Origin of the sequence: Hugenholtzia roseola DSM 9546 (genome assembly GCF_000422585.1) — a bacterium.
Lineage (GTDB): Bacteria > Bacteroidota > Bacteroidia > Cytophagales > Bernardetiaceae > Hugenholtzia > Hugenholtzia roseola.
The window spans coordinates 10,008-26,392 of the sequence record NZ_KE383885.1 but is presented as its reverse complement, the minus strand read 5'-3'; the positions used below and the strand labels follow the sequence as shown (position 1 = coordinate 26,392).

Below are 16,385 nucleotides of genomic sequence, written 5' to 3'. Positions count from 1 at the left end.
AGCTATTGATTTTGAGGAGCTTGTGCAAAGACACGCTTCAAAAGTTCAGTAGTACGTGCTACGGGGTCGCGTCGGATTTTGCCCTCTTCCTGCGCTATCATTTTGAAAACGCCATCTACGGCTGCACGCGTGGCATAATCGTCTAAGTCGGGATTGACCTTTTGCACCAAAGGAATTTTATTGTAACGGCTCACCAAATCGCCATACAAGCGCGTAGCATTTACTTTGTCTAAATTTCTTTTGATGACGGGTCTGAAAAGCGAAACCAAACTTTCTTCGGTTGTGCGTTTGAGGTATTGCGTAGCCTCGTCGTCTTTCCCCTTCAAAATACCCATCGCATCTTGAATGGTCATGCTTTTAATGGCATTGACAAAAATAGGTTCGGCTTCTTTGCAGGCTTCGGACGCACCTGCGTTAAGGGTCTTGACAAATTTATCTACTTCCGATTTCAAACCCAAATCGCTCAAACGCTCGGCTACTTTTTGGGTTTCTGGTGGAAAAGGTATCCGCACTAAATTATTATTGAAAAAGCCATCTTGCGCCATAAGGCTTAATAGCCCTTTTTTTACGCCTTGTGTCAGGGCTTCTCTCAAACCTGATGCAATTTCAGAGGGCGAAAGGGGGACATTGGCAAGCAAGCCTGCAATTTGCTGCGGACTGCAAGCGGAGAGGCTTGTGGCAAGCAAAAGCAAAAAACAAAGCGATTTTAGGAGCGATTTTTTTTCCATGTTCATTTCAATCGGTATAAAAAGGTGAGAAAAAGCAACAAAATAGGCAGACTTCAAATAAATGACAAAAAGAGGTCGTCACGAGGAAATCGTCAGAGGAAATCGTCAAAAGAAAGTCATAAAATCGTGCCTATTTCTCTTAAAGCAGTTCTTTTTCAGGAAGCCAGAGGTGCTTTTCAAAATCTACAATCGCATCATCTTCTACCTTAATGCCTTCTTTTTCTAAAAGCTCCTGCATAAGCGTAGGGGTAGGAAAATGCGTCTTGCCCGTTAGCCTACCCAAGCGATTCACGACACGATGGGCAGGAACGGGGTCTTCTGTTTGAGAAAAACTCTGATTGAGAAACCAGCCCACCATGCGTGCGCCCCTTGCCACGCCGCCCAAATAAGTGGCGATAGCACCGTAGGTAGTTACTCTGCCCGCAGGAATGAGGCGTACCAGCGCAAAAACATCTTCGGCTTGCATCGTGAAGGTAAGGTTTTAAATGCTAAGGCGATAACCCTTCTTAGCACCTACTATTGGGAATAATTTGACGAAAGTAATTTGACGAGAGTAGTTTGACTAAGATAATTTTGTTAAGACAATTTTTGGATAGAAATTGAAGCCAGAGGGGGATACCGCTTATCCAACTATCCCCCTTTTTCTATCCCTTTTTATGGGCAACGCGCCGCCAATGCCAACTTTTATGCACCCAAAGCGGCGGCGTATTTCTGCGCTCTTTCGTTGAGTTTGGGGTATCGCGCCTTCAAACTCTCCAAGCGTTTTTGCTTTTCTTCTGTAAAGGCAGGCATAATTTCTTTGATTATCTGCCCTTCTTTTTCATAAACGCGCTCTGTTTCGCCTTTGTCGTGCGAGGCTTTGAGCATTTCTAACTGTTGAATTTCGGCATTCGCCTGCCTATCCAAATTGCGATAGACGGTGGCTAAGATGCGCAAAGTGGTACTACTTCTTTGGAAAACCTCACTATAATTAAATAGATTTGCATTTGAAGTTTCCAAATAATCGAGGTTTGCAATCACCCTACTGCCCAATTCGTCGGAAAGGGCAAAGCCTTTTTCATCTTCTTCTAAAAGGTGCAGCAGTTGGACAAAATAGCCCGAATAGTAGTCGTAGCCCAAAGTCTGGTAGGGGAGTTTGGTCAGACATTCCTCGATGTAAAATAGAGCTTCTTCTTTGCGGTCTTGTTCAAAAAGGGCAAAAGCCAAACGGAAGTACATATTGCGCATAGAGGAGGCAAATTTTTTGTATTCATCATCGTAATAAGCCTCTGTATCTTCTGTGCCGCGGTAGCGATACTTTGCCAAATTTTCTTTCATGGCTTCGATATTGACTTCACCTGTTTCCTGCTCTGTTTCGGATTTAATAGGTAGCAGGCGATACGTCATGCCCTCTACGTGTAGGTAGTCGGATAGGTCGATGAGCATTGTATTTGCCGAAGTATTGTTAAAACAAATCGGACGCTCCCAATTATTGTTTGCAATGAGGTCTAAAACCAAAAGGTCATTTTTATAGATAGCATTGCCTTTGAGCTTGATTTCGATAAAGTCAGCAATGCGGTCTTCTTTGTCCTTTGGCAGGATACCCAACTTTTTGACCTTTTCCTTATCCACAGGTAGGACAAAGGTACGTCCCAAGAGTTTGCCCGTAGAAGTGCCATCTTGTAGGGTCATCATCACTTTGGGGTCTTCGGCTTTAAGCAATTTGAGATACGTATCCAAATTCACCTTTCTATCTAAGGCTTCTCTATCCACTACCATTAGATAATCATTTTTACCTTGTCGGTAATTTTTTTCGTCCAAAGAAAGTGGCAGCGGCTTCGATTCGTTCATCTGCATTTTCATTTGAGCAGCATACCAATCGGTAGCACAGTAGCTTAGAACGGCAACGCGCACGTCAGTACGTTCTTCTTCCACATCTTGAATGTACCAAAGGGGAAAGGTGTCGTTATCGCCCCCTGTAAATAAAATCGCTTGTTCGGGGCAGCCTGCTAAGGCATTGTACGCCACATCTACCGACATATAACGCCCGCTGCGGTCGTGATTGTCCCAACCTTTGAAGCCCATCAAGGCAGGCACTACTAAGGAAACAAGGGTCGCGAAAAGGGCGGCATTTTTACTGCCCAGATATTTTTTTGCCCAGTCCCAAATGGCAATCACGCCAAAGCCGAGCCACATACAGAAGGCATAAAACGAACCTGCATACACATAGTCGCGCTCACGCGGCTCGATGGGGGGTGAATTGAGGTACAAAACCAGCCCAATACCCATGATAAAAAAGAGCCACAAGACAACTAAGAAGTTTTTTGAATCGCGCGTAGATTGATAGAACAAGCCCAACATGCCCAATAAAAGCGGCAGCATGTAAAAATTATCGCGTGCCTTATTGCCTGCAATATCTACAGGCAGTTCTTGGTTGAGGTCTTCAAGGGGTGAGAGCCAACCTGCTTCTTTTTCGTCGCTTTGTCTGCCTGCAAAATTCCACATAAAGTAGCGGAAATACATGTGTCCAAGCTGGTGCGAAAAGAGGAAAAAGAGGTTGTCGCCAAAGGTGGGTTGTTCGCCTTCCTGCAAGCCTAACTTTCTGCGATAGAGTTCCTTGTGGTTTTCGCTTTGGCTATAAATGCGCGGCAGGAGCATCTGATTTTCACTATCATAGATAGGAATGTATTTTTTGTCGATGGGTTCGTATTTTTCCGTACCCTTTCTATAAATGACTTCGCCGTATTCGGTATCGGTGCGTTCGGCTACAAAGGTGGGACCAAAAAGCAACGGACGGTCGCCGTACTGTTCGCGTTTGAGATAGGAAATAAAACTCATGACATCTTCGGGGTTGTTTTCGTCGATGGGCGTGTTGGCATTCGAGCGAATCACAACTAAGGCATAAGAGGTATAGCCTATCAGAATAAAGGCAAAACTAAGCAAAGCAGTATTGAGGAGTACATTTCTTTTTTGGAGAGAATAAAAAATGCCATAAACCAAACCACCTACGATAGCGAAGGTAAAAAAGATAGCACCACTGCCAAAGGGCAATCCTAAGCCATTGACAAAGACCACTTCAAACTTTGCCGCCAAAGAGGGCAACCCTGGAATGACCCCATAAGTAACCAAAACGACTAAAAAGCCACTAAAAGCAAGTGTAGTCAGATAGCCCAACGTATTGGTCTGCTTGTATTTTTTGAAATAGTAGAGCAAGCCCAAGGCGGGAATTGCCAAAAGGTTGAGCAAATGCACGCCAATAGAAAGACCGACCATATAAGCGATAAGCAAAATCCACTTATTCGCCTGTTTTTCGTCCTCAATCGTATCCCAACGCAACATCGCCCAGACGACAAAGGCGGTAAAGAAAGACGACATGCCATAGACTTCCGCTTCTACGGCAGAAAACCAGAAGGTATCCGAAAAGGTGTAGGCTAAAGCACCGATAGCACTTGCTCCCAAGATAACGATTTGCTTTTCGAGCGGATATTCGCCTGTCTTTTCGTCGGGTGCAACCACTTTTCGCGCCAAAAAGCTAATGCTCCAAAAAAGGAACAAGATAGTGAAGGCACTCGAAAGGGCAGAGAGCATGTTTATCCAAAAGGCTACTTTGGTAACATCACCGAAGGCAAGGAACGAAAATATCCTACCTACCAAAAGAAAAAAAGGCGCACCGGGCGGGTGTGGCACCATCAATTTATACGAAACGGCGATAAATTCTCCGCAATCCCAAAAACTGGCAGTATCTTCTACAGTTAGGGTATAAACTAAGGCAGCGATAGCAAAAATGCCCCAGCCTATCCACTTATTGAGGGTTTTAAAATTCATAACAACGCGATTAGTTCCTTTCAGAAGGCTTCAAAAAACAAAGTTTGGGTAATTCAAAATGCGAAATTAGAGAATTATTTGGAAATGACAACTTTTAAATAGCTGCTCCTTTCCTAAAAAAATGTAAAGCCCTAATTAAAAGGCTCTACTTGTGGCTTTTTCCTGCCAAGAAGTTTGAAGATTCCTACCAAAAGCAGAAGTACCGCAGGCTAATAGTCGAACATTTGGGTAGGACGTGCCAATTTTTTAGCCTACAAATCCAAATCTGCACCGTTCTGTATCGCTTCGGAAAGCATGGAAGGCGTGGCAGGGGCAATTTTTTTGAAGAGTGCGTCTAAGCGCACATTTTCTATCTTTTCCCAATTCAAATCAAAAAACAAGCGATGCACATCAATCGGCTCTACTTCGGGCAAACATTCTAAGGCGTGATAAGTGCCATCTTCCTGCATCAAATAGCTATTTTGATTGTCCATCAGATTATAGGCTAAAATGCTAATTGCCTCCTGACGCGCTTGCGGCTCGATGATTTGAAAGAGCGACTCGATGCGCCTATCAAAACTTCGCACCATGGCATCTGCACTGCCACCATAAACCAAAGGCTCGCCTGCATTGTGAAAATAAAAAAGACGCGCGTGTTCTAAAAAGTCGCCCACGATAGAGCGCACCGCAATATTTTCGCTCAAACCCTTGCGCTTAGGGCGCAGGCAGCACACGCCACGCACGATAAGCTCGATGGGTACGCCTGCCTGTGAAGCACTGTAAAGTGCGTCGCAAAATTCTTGGTCTTGTAGGGAATTGATTTTGATACAAATACCGCTGGGTAGCCCCTGCAAGGCGTTGTTTTTTTCGTTTTCGATAAGATTGATGAGCTTTTTACGCATCAAATTGGGCGCAGTAATAAGCTGGCGATACTGTTCGGGTACGGAATGACCCGTAATGGCATTGAAAAATTCGGAAATGTCTTGGGCGTAGATTTCTTTGGTAGAAAGCAAACTCACGTCGGTATAAAGACGCGCCGTATCTTCGTTGTAGTTGCCGCTCGACATGTGGACGTAGCGCACGACCCTATCCTTTTCCTTTCGCACAATGAGCATCAATTTGGTATGCGTCTTGACGTTGCTAATGCCGTAGATGACAAAACAGCCTGCCTGTTGCAATCGTTGGGCTTCTCTGATGTTATTTTCCTCGTCGAAACGTGCCTTTACTTCAAAAAGAACCGCCACATTTTTACCATTTTCGGCAGCACGAAGTAGCGCGTTGGTAATGCGTGAGTCTTTCGCCAAGCGGTAAATCGTGATTTTGATTGCCAATACGTCGGGGTCTTCGGCGGCTTCTTCCAAAAGATGCAGAACAGGCTCAAAGCTATTGTAGGGATGATGCAAAAGCAAATCGCGGCGTTTGATTTTCTGAAAAATATCGCCTTCGGTCTGAATTTGAAGTGCCAACGGTGCAACGGCAGAGGGCATTTTCTTGATGTCCGAACTAAGGTCTTTGTTGCGGACAATTTGCCAAAGCGAGGTTAGGTCTAAAAGGTAGGGAATCTCGAAAATATTGGCATCATCTATATCCCAGCGCGATTTGAGTAGGCGCAAAAGCCAAGTGGAATAATTGCCCTGCTCGATTTCGAGGCGCACCACACGCCCTGTTTTGCGCGTTTTGAGCTTGCTTTTTAGCTCCTGCAAAACATCTACTTCCAAATCGTCGTTTTCTTCTAAGCTAAAATCGCCATTGCGCGTGATGCGAAAAAGCGTTACCGAACTTATTTCCACATTCCTAAAAATCATATCCAAATAATTGCGAATGATAAGCTCGATGGGAATAAAGACGATTTCGCCCGAATTGCGCTCGATTTCGAAAAAACGCGGCAGATTTTGCGGAATCTGCACAAAGGAGGCTTTGCGATTGTTTGCCTCGCTGCTGCTTTCGTTGCGTCCTTTGGTTACGATACCCAAGACCAAAATCTTGTTCATCAGTATCGGAAAGGTATGATGGTTGTCATAGACCATCGGGGTAAGCATTGGAAAGATAGTCGCATGGAAATAGTCGCGCACTTTTTCGCGCTCCTGCTCGCTCAAATCTTCTAAGGTAGTGAGGATAGAAAAGCCACTATCGGCAAACTTGCTCACCAAGTTTTCGATAAAATAAGCGTACAGATTTTCTTTAAATTCCTGACATTGGGCGTAAAGGGTTTGGCGAAAAGGCTCCTCACGTAGGTTTGAAAAATCGTTGCGCTGTTTGTTGTAGTCCAAATAATTATACAGACTGCCGACCCGAATCATAAAAAATTCGTCTAAATTAGAAGCCGCTATCGCTATAAATTTGAGCCGCTCCAAAAGACTGCGCCTTTCCTTTTTGGCTTGGTCTAAAACGCGGTAATTAAATTGTATCCAACTTAAATCGCGACTGATGTAGTTGCTCTCTTGTATAATCTCCTGTATTTTTTCCAAAGGTAGCATGGCAGAGGGTTTTTAGGGTGGGCAAATCTTTTGCAAAAATAAAAAAATAGCACACATGGGCAAGTGCTTTCGCTGGGGCTTCACTTTTTTTTCATAAAAAGTTCCACAAAAGGCAAAAACGCAAGGCAAAAACCCACAACGGGCATTTTTGCCAAAATGTCAGTTGTGTTACAAAACAGCACATTCTGCCTGTACATTCTGTCCGTTTTTAGCCCTGCCAAACCAAAAAAGGCAAGGCGTTTTTGATAAGAAAGGAAAAATACTGCTTGTTTTTTTGTTAATCTTTCCAAAAAAAGCAAGAAAATCGCCGAAAAACAGACAAAAATTGGGCGTGTAAGCCTTTTTAAGACTTTTTCTTAACATATTTGCCCTGCTTTTGCGTATAGAAAAAAGGCAGCCTAATATAAGTGTTGCCTTTATGGACTTCTCCAAATCCGTCTTTTCCGTCTGATTTTCTTCTAATTTATTCCTACTTGTCTTACTCAAATTATTTCACCTCAAATTGTTTCACTTATGCTAAAAAATATGCGATTCTTTTTCGCCCTTGTCTTAGCAGCTATCTTAGGGGGCGGCGTTTCACTCTTTACCTATACCTATTTTGTAAGACCACAGACCCAAGTTTCAAGCCTCAACCCAGATGCGTCGGGCAATTTCCTAACAACGAGTTTCCCCAATCCGATGGGCAACCCCAGCGGAACAGAAAATTTTGTGGCGGCGGCAGAAAAAGCTACCCCTGCGGTGGTGCATATCCGCACCTTTGGCAAGGTAAGCAACCGCACGCGCGGCAATTATTATATGATGGAAGAGCTTTTCAAGCAATTTTTTGGTGAGGAGATGCCCAATCGTGAGCGCGAACAAGGGGGAGGCGCACAGGAGCGTCCGCTTTCTTCGGGTTCGGGTGTGATTGTAGATGCCAAAGGTTTTATCGTAACCAACAACCACGTCATCGAGGGGGCAGACCGCATTGATGTTGTCATGGACGACCGCCGCAGTTTCGAGGCTACGCTCATTGGCAAAGACCCAACGACAGATTTAGCCGTTTTGAAGATAGAACCCAAAGAAGATTTGCCCTTCCTTTCTTTCGGCAATTCCGACCAAGTGCGGGTAGGCGAATGGGTATTGGCGGTAGGCAATCCCTTCGACCTGACCTCCACCGTTACGGCAGGTATCGTGAGTGCAAAGGGTAGGAACATCAATATTTTGAGGCGCAACGACGGCATGGGCATCGAGTCTTTTATCCAGACCGACGCGGCAGTGAATCCGGGCAATAGTGGCGGCGCACTTATCAATACCAACGGCGAACTTATCGGTATCAATACCGCCATCGCGACTAACACAGGCTCTTATGCAGGTTATTCCTTTGCTGTGCCTGCAAATTTGGCAAGAAAAGTAGTTTCCGATTTGAAAGAGTACGGCGCAGTACAACGCGCTCTTTTGGGTATTCGCATTGCCGAAATCACTTCTGAATTGGCACAAGAAAAGGATTTGAACTCCACTAAGGGCGTTTATGTAGCAGAGGTAAATGCCGCTTCGGGTGCAGCCGAGGCAGGACTCAAAGAGGGCGATGTCCTCAAAAAAATAGATGGTGTCGAGGTCAATACCCCTGCTGAATTGCAGGAGCGCGTCGCACGCAAGCGTCCGGGCGAAAAAATCAAGGTCTTATACGAGCGTTCGGGCAAGGCGTATGAGGCGATGGTAGAGCTAAAAAATGCTATCGGCACAACCGAAATTATCAAAAATGACGCTTCCGTTTCGCTTTTCATTCCCAATATCGGGGCAGAGGTTGCCGCCCTGACAGATGACGAAGCAGAAAGATTTGGGCGCAAAGGGCTGAAAGTAAAGGAGTTGAAAGATGGAAAGTTTAAAGAAGCCCAGATTCCCGAAGGTTTCGTTATCACCCACATAGACAAGAAACCCGTAACGACACCTGCCGAATTAGTAGGGCTGCTGCGTGAAAACACAGGCGGCGGCTTGCTCATAGAAGGCTTCTTCCCCAACGGCAGACGCGGATTTTTCGCTATCGGAATTTAAAAGCAACCGTCGGCGAGGCTTTTTAACTGTAGCGCGAAGCTCCAGCTTCGCGCTTCAAACAAGTTAAACCGTCGGCGAGGCATTTAGCCGTCGCCGAGGTTTTTTATTTATTTCGTATTTGTATTAGCCCCATTTCCTAACCCCTAACCTCTCAATTCTCAACTCTCATTTGTGAATTGGTTGCAAATGTGGTTTAAACCGTCGGCGAGGCATTTAGCCGTCGCCGAGGTTTTCCCTCTTTTTTTTTGTATTAGCCCCATTTCCTAATTCTCAATTCTCAACTCCCAGTTGTGAATTGGTTGCAAATGTGGTATCTTTACAGCGGGTTACTCATGCTATCTTGAATAAGGTTCGTTGTGAATTGGTTGCAAATGTGGTATCTTTACAGCTTGACTACCCCTTCGTCCTTCATGTTTTTAAGTTGTGAATTGGTTGCAAATGTGGTATCTTTACAGCTGGTCAAAAAATTGAAATCGTCGTCGAAGGGTTGTGAATTGGTTGCAAATGTGGTATCTTTACAGCTGAAGCGTTATTATATCGAGGGTTTGGCTTGTTGTGAATTGGTTGCAAATGTGGTATCTTTACAGCTCGCAGGCGCGTTTGGCTTGGTCGTTTTGAGTTGTGAATTGGTTGCAAATGTGGTATCTTTACAGCTTTGATGGCGAGGACGCTACAATAATGTAGTTGTGAATTGGTTGCAAATGTGGTATCTTTACAGCCTTTTTCAAAAAACAAAGCCGAAAAAAAATGTTGTGAATTGGTTGCAAATGTGGTATCTTTACAGCTTTTATCGCTGCCAAAATTGCGGTTCATCGTTGTGAATTGGTTGCAAATGTGGTATCTTTACAGCCGACGACGAAGATGATGACTACGACGACGACGGTTGTGAATTGGTTGCAAATGTGGTATCTTTACAGCGCATAGAACTTCGCCTGCACTGTGTTGAAGTTGTGAATTGGTTGCAAATGTGGTATCTTTACAGCATTTTCTAAAATGCACACGCCTTGCGGTTGGTTGTGAATTGGTTGCAAATGTGGTATCTTTACAGCTTGTCTTGGGCGGACTTGCTTTGAAAACAAGTTGTGAATTGGTTGCAAATGTGGTATCTTTACAGCTAGGTGGTGCTTCAATCGGGGCATAGTAGGGTTGTGAATTGGTTGCAAATGTGGTATCTTTACAGCCCAAAAAGGTTGTAACTTTGCATTGTTGAGTTGTGAATTGGTTGCAAATGTGGTATCTTTACAGCTTCATAAAAACGCGCTTTTTCCTTTTTCGGTTGTGAATTGGTTGCAAATGTGGTATCTTTACAGCTCCTCGTCATTTTTCATAAACAGAAAGTAGTTGTGAATTGGTTGCAAATGTGGTATCTTTACAGCCTTGCTTGTTTTTTGAAATTTCTGGTCTTAGTTGTGAATTGGTTGCAAATGTGGTATCTTTACAGCTTTCGCCTGTTTCGGGGTTGATTTGTTCTAGTTGTGAATTGGTTGCAAATGTGGTATCTTTACAGCCAACCGAAATGGACAAATAAGCCTGAATGGTTGTGAATTGGTTGCAAATGTGGTATCTTTACAGCGGTTCAGACTTGGAGGCTTATGTTCAATTTGTTGTGAATTGGTTGCAAATGTGGTATCTTTACAGCAGATAGTGCCAAAAAAGTGGCTCTACATAGCGTAGAAGGGCGTTTTTGGGCAAAAATAGGATTAAAAAAATGAGGTTTTCGAGGCGCAAATGGCGCAAAAAAGTCGATTTTTTTAATCCTACCAAAGGCTAAATACACCCCACCCCAAACCCCTGCCCCCAAAGGGAGGGGCTTTGATTCGGCATTATTTTTTTGCATAAATGTAAAAAAATAACTTGTATTTCGAACCCTCCCATAACGGGGGGAGGGCAGGGTGGGGGTAAATTGAAAAAAGTTTTCAAAAAATTTGGTGCTTTCAAAAAAAATAACTACCTTTGTAGTACCACATTTGACCGTCTTTTTTAGGCACAAGTTTATCGCTGTAAAGATACCATCTTTGACCTTTTCACAGTAAGGAGTAATTCCGAAGGTTTAAATACCTTAGCACCGTTTCCGACGGTGCTTTTTTTGTTCGAGCATTTCGAAACAAACAAAAAACCTAAGCGTCTTCAAGACGCTTAGGTTTTTTGTTAAAACATGTGCAGTTGCGGTGGTGTTTTGGTAGGGGGCTTTTCATACTCTGCCGAGTGAAAATGCTTTATCATACCAAACTGTTTATCTGTAAAAGTCAGGACGCTAATTTTTCCTTTGGGCGGTAAAAAACTTTCCAAACGTTTGAGGTGCATTTCTGCCACTTCGCGCGAGGCGCAATGGCGATAATAGACCGAAAATTGAAATTGTCCGTACCCTTCTTTCAATATTTTTTTTCGGAAAAGGGCATAATTCCTACGCTCCTTTTTGGTCTGCATAGGCAAATCGAAAAGTACAAAAAGCCACATAATACGGTATTTGTTTAAACGGTTGTTTTTCATAATTGGCAATTTTTAAAAGAATAAAACAGAGGCTTTTAGGTGCAAAAGAAACCTTTTTGCAGTTTATCAGACCCTAATCGTGGTTTTTACGCAAAGCAGGCAATCACCATTTGGGTAGTGATAGCTTTTTGACAGTGCCTTCAAAACATTTTTGCAGGGAAGCCGCCGTAGCAGAAAGAGCAAGCATCAGCGGTTTGGTTTCTTTGCCGAGCTTTACATCTGCAAAAAGTACCTCCAAAGCGGCTTTTTTATGCTCTGTTTTTAGTTCGCTTTCAAAATCATTGTGGGCTACCTTCTGACAAACCCAGTCATCTACCCAAGGGCGATAGGCTTCCATCATATCATCTGCCAAACAGTAGGCGTTATATCTATTATGGTGAAAAATGCCCAAAGTTGGTAGCAAGCCTGCCCCCACTAAGGCACGTGCCATCGCCGCTCGCAGGAGCGTATAGCCATAGTTAAGCAAATGATTAGGGGGCAGTCCGAAACGCTCACGCACAAAATCGGGACAATAAGGCAAAAAAATATGCTGCCAATAGAGGCGTGCTGCTTGTGCTTCTGCATTTTGCGCGTCCCCACTTTTTACGCTTTTGGCTAAAAAAAGTAACTTTTCGGCTACTTTTTCCGACTGCCACTTTTCTAAGAGAGCTGCCTGATTCAGGATTTTGGCTTCTACTACCTGCTTCCAAAGTTGTTTTTTGAGGCTTTCGCTGGCTTCTATTTGCGCCCTAAAACGCTCATTTTGTAGCGTATTTGCTTCCAAAGGCAGCGTAAGTCCGATAGGTAGATGTTTTTCGTTACAAAAAACAAGGGCTACATTTTCGGTAAGTAGTTTTTCTATTGCCACCATCGATATCTGAATTTGGGCATGGTCTAAAACCAAAAATCCCAATTCTTCTATCGGCATTTGTTTTAAAACAGTTCCATTTTTGGGGTCTGCAATAAGCAGTTGGCTATTTTGTGTAAAAAGCCGCTGAGATTGACTGATATAGACAATTTGTTTTATCATAACTTTTTCTTTTAGGTTGTATAATTTGAGTAGGGGCAAAACAATATTTACAAAAAGAAAAGTTCGAGGATAGCGAAAAAAAGTGCTGATTTTCAGACTTTTAGCTTTGTTCTTTTTAAATAGAAGCAGGGCTATCAAAATGCAAAGATTTTTTTTCGATTTTTTCTTTCCCAAAAGCGTAAAAGATACTCTTTTTTCTTATATTTGCTTTTTTAACTTAAAAACCATTTTAACCCAAATTTTGCTATGAACCAGAAAGGCTATTTTGTATTAGGCTTAGATGTAGGCACAAATTCTTTGGGTTGGGCTTTGCTCGACCTTGTGAGTCAAAAAATTATCGCCGCTTCGGTGGCGGTCTTTGCGGCAGGCAAAAACAAAACCCCAACGGGTAAAGAAGAGTCGCGCAATGCCGTTAGGCGTTTGAAGCGCGGCATGCGTAGGCAGTTTTTTCGCCGCCGTCAGCGCAAAGCCGCCCTTTTAGAGGCACTTCAAATTTTGGGCTGGATAGAAAAAGACTTGCCAAAACAAGGGAAGGCTTGGGAAAAATGGCTTGCTCTCTGCCCCTATCAGTTAAGAGCTGAAGCCTTAGAACGCAAACTTACTTTGGAAGAGTTGGCACGTGTTTTCTACAATTTAGCCCTTAAAAGAGGCTTTAAAAGCAATAGAAAAGCCCTTTCCGAAGAAGAAGGTAGCAAAAAAGAGGAGGATACAGAAACAAAAAAAACAACAAAGAAAGCAAAATCGGATAAAAAAGAAGATGCCAAACCTTCAATGGAGGAGATGCTGGGTGCTACCCGAAAAGCCTTAGCAGAGGGCGGTTTCCAAACCTTAGGACAATACCTTTATAGCCTGCAAAAAATAGAAAGCCCACAGGCAGCAGGGCTAAAACCCAAAATCAGAGGCAATCATCGAGCCGAGCGCAAACTCTATCAAGAAGAATTTGATAGAATATGGCAGGCACAGGTAGGATTTTTTGCAGCACAGGAAATAGACCTCAACCAACATTCGCGCTTTGAAGACGTGATAGAAAAAGTAGTGGCAGGCAGGTTTCAAAACGAAGTGCGAAGCAAAGGATTGGCGTATCTTTTTAAAGAATACCTCGTTTTTTTCCAACGCCCTCTAAAATCGAGCCGACACCTTATCGGGAAATGTACCCTTTTTCCTACCAAAAAAAGAGCGGCAATGAGTCACCCTTTGTACCAAAAGTTTAGAATTTGGGATAAGTTGGCACACATTCGCCTTACGGGGGCAGGTATGCAAAACGAACCCCTTTCGATGGACGACCGCCACAAAATAGTCCAAAAACTCGAAACGGTAGAAAAGCAAACCATCAAACAAATTTTGAAATTGATAGATAAAAGCGACTATCAAACCAATTTCAAAGAAACCGACATCGTGATGGGCAACAAGACGGCTTTGAAGATGCGCAAAATCTTCGACCCGCCTAAGCCCGCTGCCAAAAATGCAAAAAACAGAAAAGAGCGAAACCAACTTTTCGGAATAGTGCCACAGTCCGAAGAAGCGGACTTTTATCAGTCGTGGGATTCTTTTTCCGAAGAAGAGCAAATCGAGATTTGGAACGCGATAGAAAACATTGCCCAAGACAACGAATGGCTTGCCGAGTACGCACGCAAGAAGTGGCAACTTTCGGAAGAGCGGATTCAGATTTTGAAAAAGACCCACTTCGAAGCTCCTTATGGGCGATTGAGTGTCAAGGCTTTGCGCCAAATTTTGCCCTACATGGAAAATGAAGGCATGGATTTTTCTAACGCCTGCGCTGCTATCGGTTTGAGCCATAGCGAAGGCATAGGAGCGCAAAACCAAGACTTTTTGGGCGAAGTGCCTAATTTGCGCAATCCGCTGGTGCAACGGTCTTTGTCGGTGATAAAAAAAGTAGTCAATGAGATTATCAAAAAATACGGCAAACCTAATGAAATTCATATCGAGCTGGCAAGGGAGCTAAAATTGCCTTTACAAGCGCGTGAAAAAATAGACAAGCAAAATAGAGACCGCGCCGCCGAACATGAACGCATCAAAGATACTTTGCAAAATGATTTCAAAATCATATCACCTTCGCGCCAAGATATTATCAAATACAAGCTATGGAAAGAGTGTGACGAAACTTGTCCCTATACAGGCGATAAGATTAGAAAAAGCGAACTTTTTTCGCACACCTACGAAGTGGAGCATATCATACCCTACTCACGCTCGCTTGATGATTCTTTTGGCAATAAGACCCTCTGCCGCACCGATTTCAACCGCAAAAAGGCAAATCTTACGCCCTACGAAATGAAAGAAAAAGGGCTAATAAAAGCACCCGAATACGAGGCAATGCTGGAGCGTGTCCGAAATTTCAAACCTTTTTCGGCTAAAAAATTCCAACGTTTTACCAAAAATATTACCGACTTTACAGAAGGTTTCGAAAACCGACAGCTCACCGATACGGCTTATATTGGCACAGAAACACGCAAGTATATGCTGCAAATTGCAGAAAAAGAAACCGATGTTATCCTAACCAATGGCGGCACTACTGCCGAACTGCGCCGACTTTGGGGCTTCAATTCTATCCTCAAAGACGAGGAAACAGATGAAAAAAAGCGTGACGACCACCGTCATCATCTTATTGATGCCATTGTCATAGCCCTGACGAATCGCTCTCTTATCAAACGATTAGCAGACGAAAATCAGGTTAGCGATAAGCTAAAAGCCCTATTAAGCACAAAAGACCAAGACAAGCGATTTTCCTACCCCAAAGGTTGGGAGAGTTTGCGCCACGAGGTAAAAGAGGTTGCCGAAAATGCCCTTGTCTATCACCATTTCCGCAAGCGCAAACGCGGCACTTTGCACGACGATTCGCTTTATGGTAGAGCCTATCTGCCTTTTAGCGGCAAGCCCAAAGAAGATGAAAAGGGGCAGCCCTATTACACCATACGCAAAAAAGTGGAGGCACTTACCATTCCCGAACTCTCTAAAATTGCTGATAAAACCATTCGCCTGATGGTCTTTCAAAAATTAGAAGAGGGGGGAATTAGCAAAGAGGTTTTGGATAACCTTAAAGAAATTGATAAGCGGGAAAACACGCTGCGCAAAAAACTCAAAAAAGAAAGCCCCCCCAATTACGAAGAAAGAGCTGAACCCAAAACCACAATGGAGCGCATCAAAGAGGTGCTGCAAAACCTAAGCCTGCCTTCTAAAAACCCCTATTTTCAAAGCGTGCCTATCAAAAAACTGCGCATACAAAACCCTGAAAATACCTTTGTTTTTGTAAAAGGGCGAAAGGCATACGTTGCACCCAATGGCAATCACCACCTTTGCATTATAGAAAAAGCCGATGGAAAAAGGCGGGCAGAGATGATTACGCGCTTTGCTGCCAATACTCGAAAAGGCGAAACCTTTGCCCCACCGCCCTTAGCAAAAGGCGAAAAACTGCTCATGACGCTGATGCTCAATGAATTGCTTTTGGTAGAAAGCCCCGCCCTTTCGCTCGAAGGCTTGGATTTGGAAACAGCAAATAAGCAGTTGCTCAATCAGCATCTATATAGGGTAAAGAAAATGAGTGGAGTTACAATTACAATGCGGCACTACCTATCAGCAAAAGATGATAGTACCGTTTTTAGCAAAAGTAGTAACGAGTTGAAGGCTCGCAAAGTCAGGATTTCGCCCACAGGTGAAATTTCTTGGGCTTGATAGTCTTTAAAGATTTTGTGATAAAACAAAAAACCTAAGCCACTTCAAAAGGCTTAGGTTTTTTTGTGGGTTTGGTTTTATTCGCTTCGAAATGCTCGAACAAAAAAAGCACCGTCGGAAACGGTGCTAAGGTATTTAAACCTTCGGAATTACTCCTTACTGTGAAAAGGTCAAAGATGG

8 protein-coding genes and 1 CRISPR repeat array are annotated in these 16,385 nt (G+C 43.6%); of the genes, 2 read left to right on the top strand and 6 right to left on the bottom strand.

Going from position 1 to position 16,385, the window contains the following annotated elements; translation table 11 throughout:
- Positions 1–2 precede the first annotated feature (2 nt).
- From G500_RS24115 to ppk1, 4 genes are all read right to left on the bottom strand, one after another.
- Positions 3–785, bottom strand: a complete 783-nt coding sequence (locus tag G500_RS24115) for a DUF4197 domain-containing protein (protein ID WP_245574506.1) — start codon at positions 783–785, stop codon at positions 3–5.
- An 82-nt stretch (positions 786–867) separates the two neighbouring features.
- Entirely contained in the window at positions 868–1,194 is a 327-nt protein-coding gene (locus tag G500_RS0117795; protein ID WP_027003526.1) for an MGMT family protein, read from the bottom strand.
- A 218-nt stretch (positions 1,195–1,412) separates the two neighbouring features.
- On the bottom strand, positions 1,413–4,532 hold the full coding sequence (locus G500_RS24110; RefSeq protein ID WP_035758002.1) for a glycosyltransferase family 117 protein: 3,120 nt from the start codon (positions 4,530–4,532) through the stop codon (positions 1,413–1,415).
- Between the two features lie 251 nt (positions 4,533–4,783).
- Positions 4,784–6,988 (bottom strand): polyphosphate kinase 1, encoded by a 2,205-nt coding sequence (gene ppk1, locus G500_RS24105; RefSeq protein WP_035758000.1) that lies wholly within the window; start codon positions 6,986–6,988, stop codon positions 4,784–4,786.
- A gap of 525 nt (positions 6,989–7,513) precedes the next feature.
- On the opposite strand from ppk1, the gene G500_RS0117770 reads away from it, so the two are divergent.
- Positions 7,514–9,019, top strand: coding sequence for a Do family serine endopeptidase (locus G500_RS0117770; protein ID WP_027003524.1), 1,506 nt, complete (start codon positions 7,514–7,516; stop codon positions 9,017–9,019).
- Positions 9,020–9,306: 287 nt separating this feature from the next.
- A CRISPR array of direct repeats spans positions 9,307–10,658; the repeat unit is 36 nt; unit sequence GTTGTGAATTGGTTGCAAATGTGGTATCTTTACAGC.
- 509 nt (positions 10,659–11,167) lie between these two features.
- On the opposite strand, the gene cas2 is transcribed toward G500_RS0117770, so the two are convergent.
- Together cas2 and cas1 are read right to left on the bottom strand one after the other, a co-directional pair.
- Positions 11,168–11,509 carry a CRISPR-associated endonuclease Cas2 gene (gene cas2 / locus G500_RS0117760; protein WP_027003523.1) on the bottom strand — a complete coding sequence of 114 codons (342 nt, stop codon included), beginning with the start codon at positions 11,507–11,509 and terminating at the stop codon, positions 11,168–11,170.
- A gap of 103 nt (positions 11,510–11,612) precedes the next feature.
- A complete protein-coding gene (cas1, locus tag G500_RS0117755) occupies positions 11,613–12,518 on the bottom strand; it encodes a type II CRISPR-associated endonuclease Cas1 (RefSeq protein ID WP_027003522.1) in 906 nt (301 codons plus the stop codon).
- A 246-nt stretch (positions 12,519–12,764) separates the two neighbouring features.
- Between cas1 and cas9 the strand changes: the two genes are divergently transcribed.
- The gene (gene cas9 / locus G500_RS0117745; RefSeq protein WP_027003521.1) at positions 12,765–16,205 is read left to right on the top strand and encodes a type II CRISPR RNA-guided endonuclease Cas9; all 3,441 of its coding nucleotides are present in this window, start codon (positions 12,765–12,767) and stop codon (positions 16,203–16,205) included.
- Positions 16,206–16,385 lie beyond the last annotated feature (180 nt).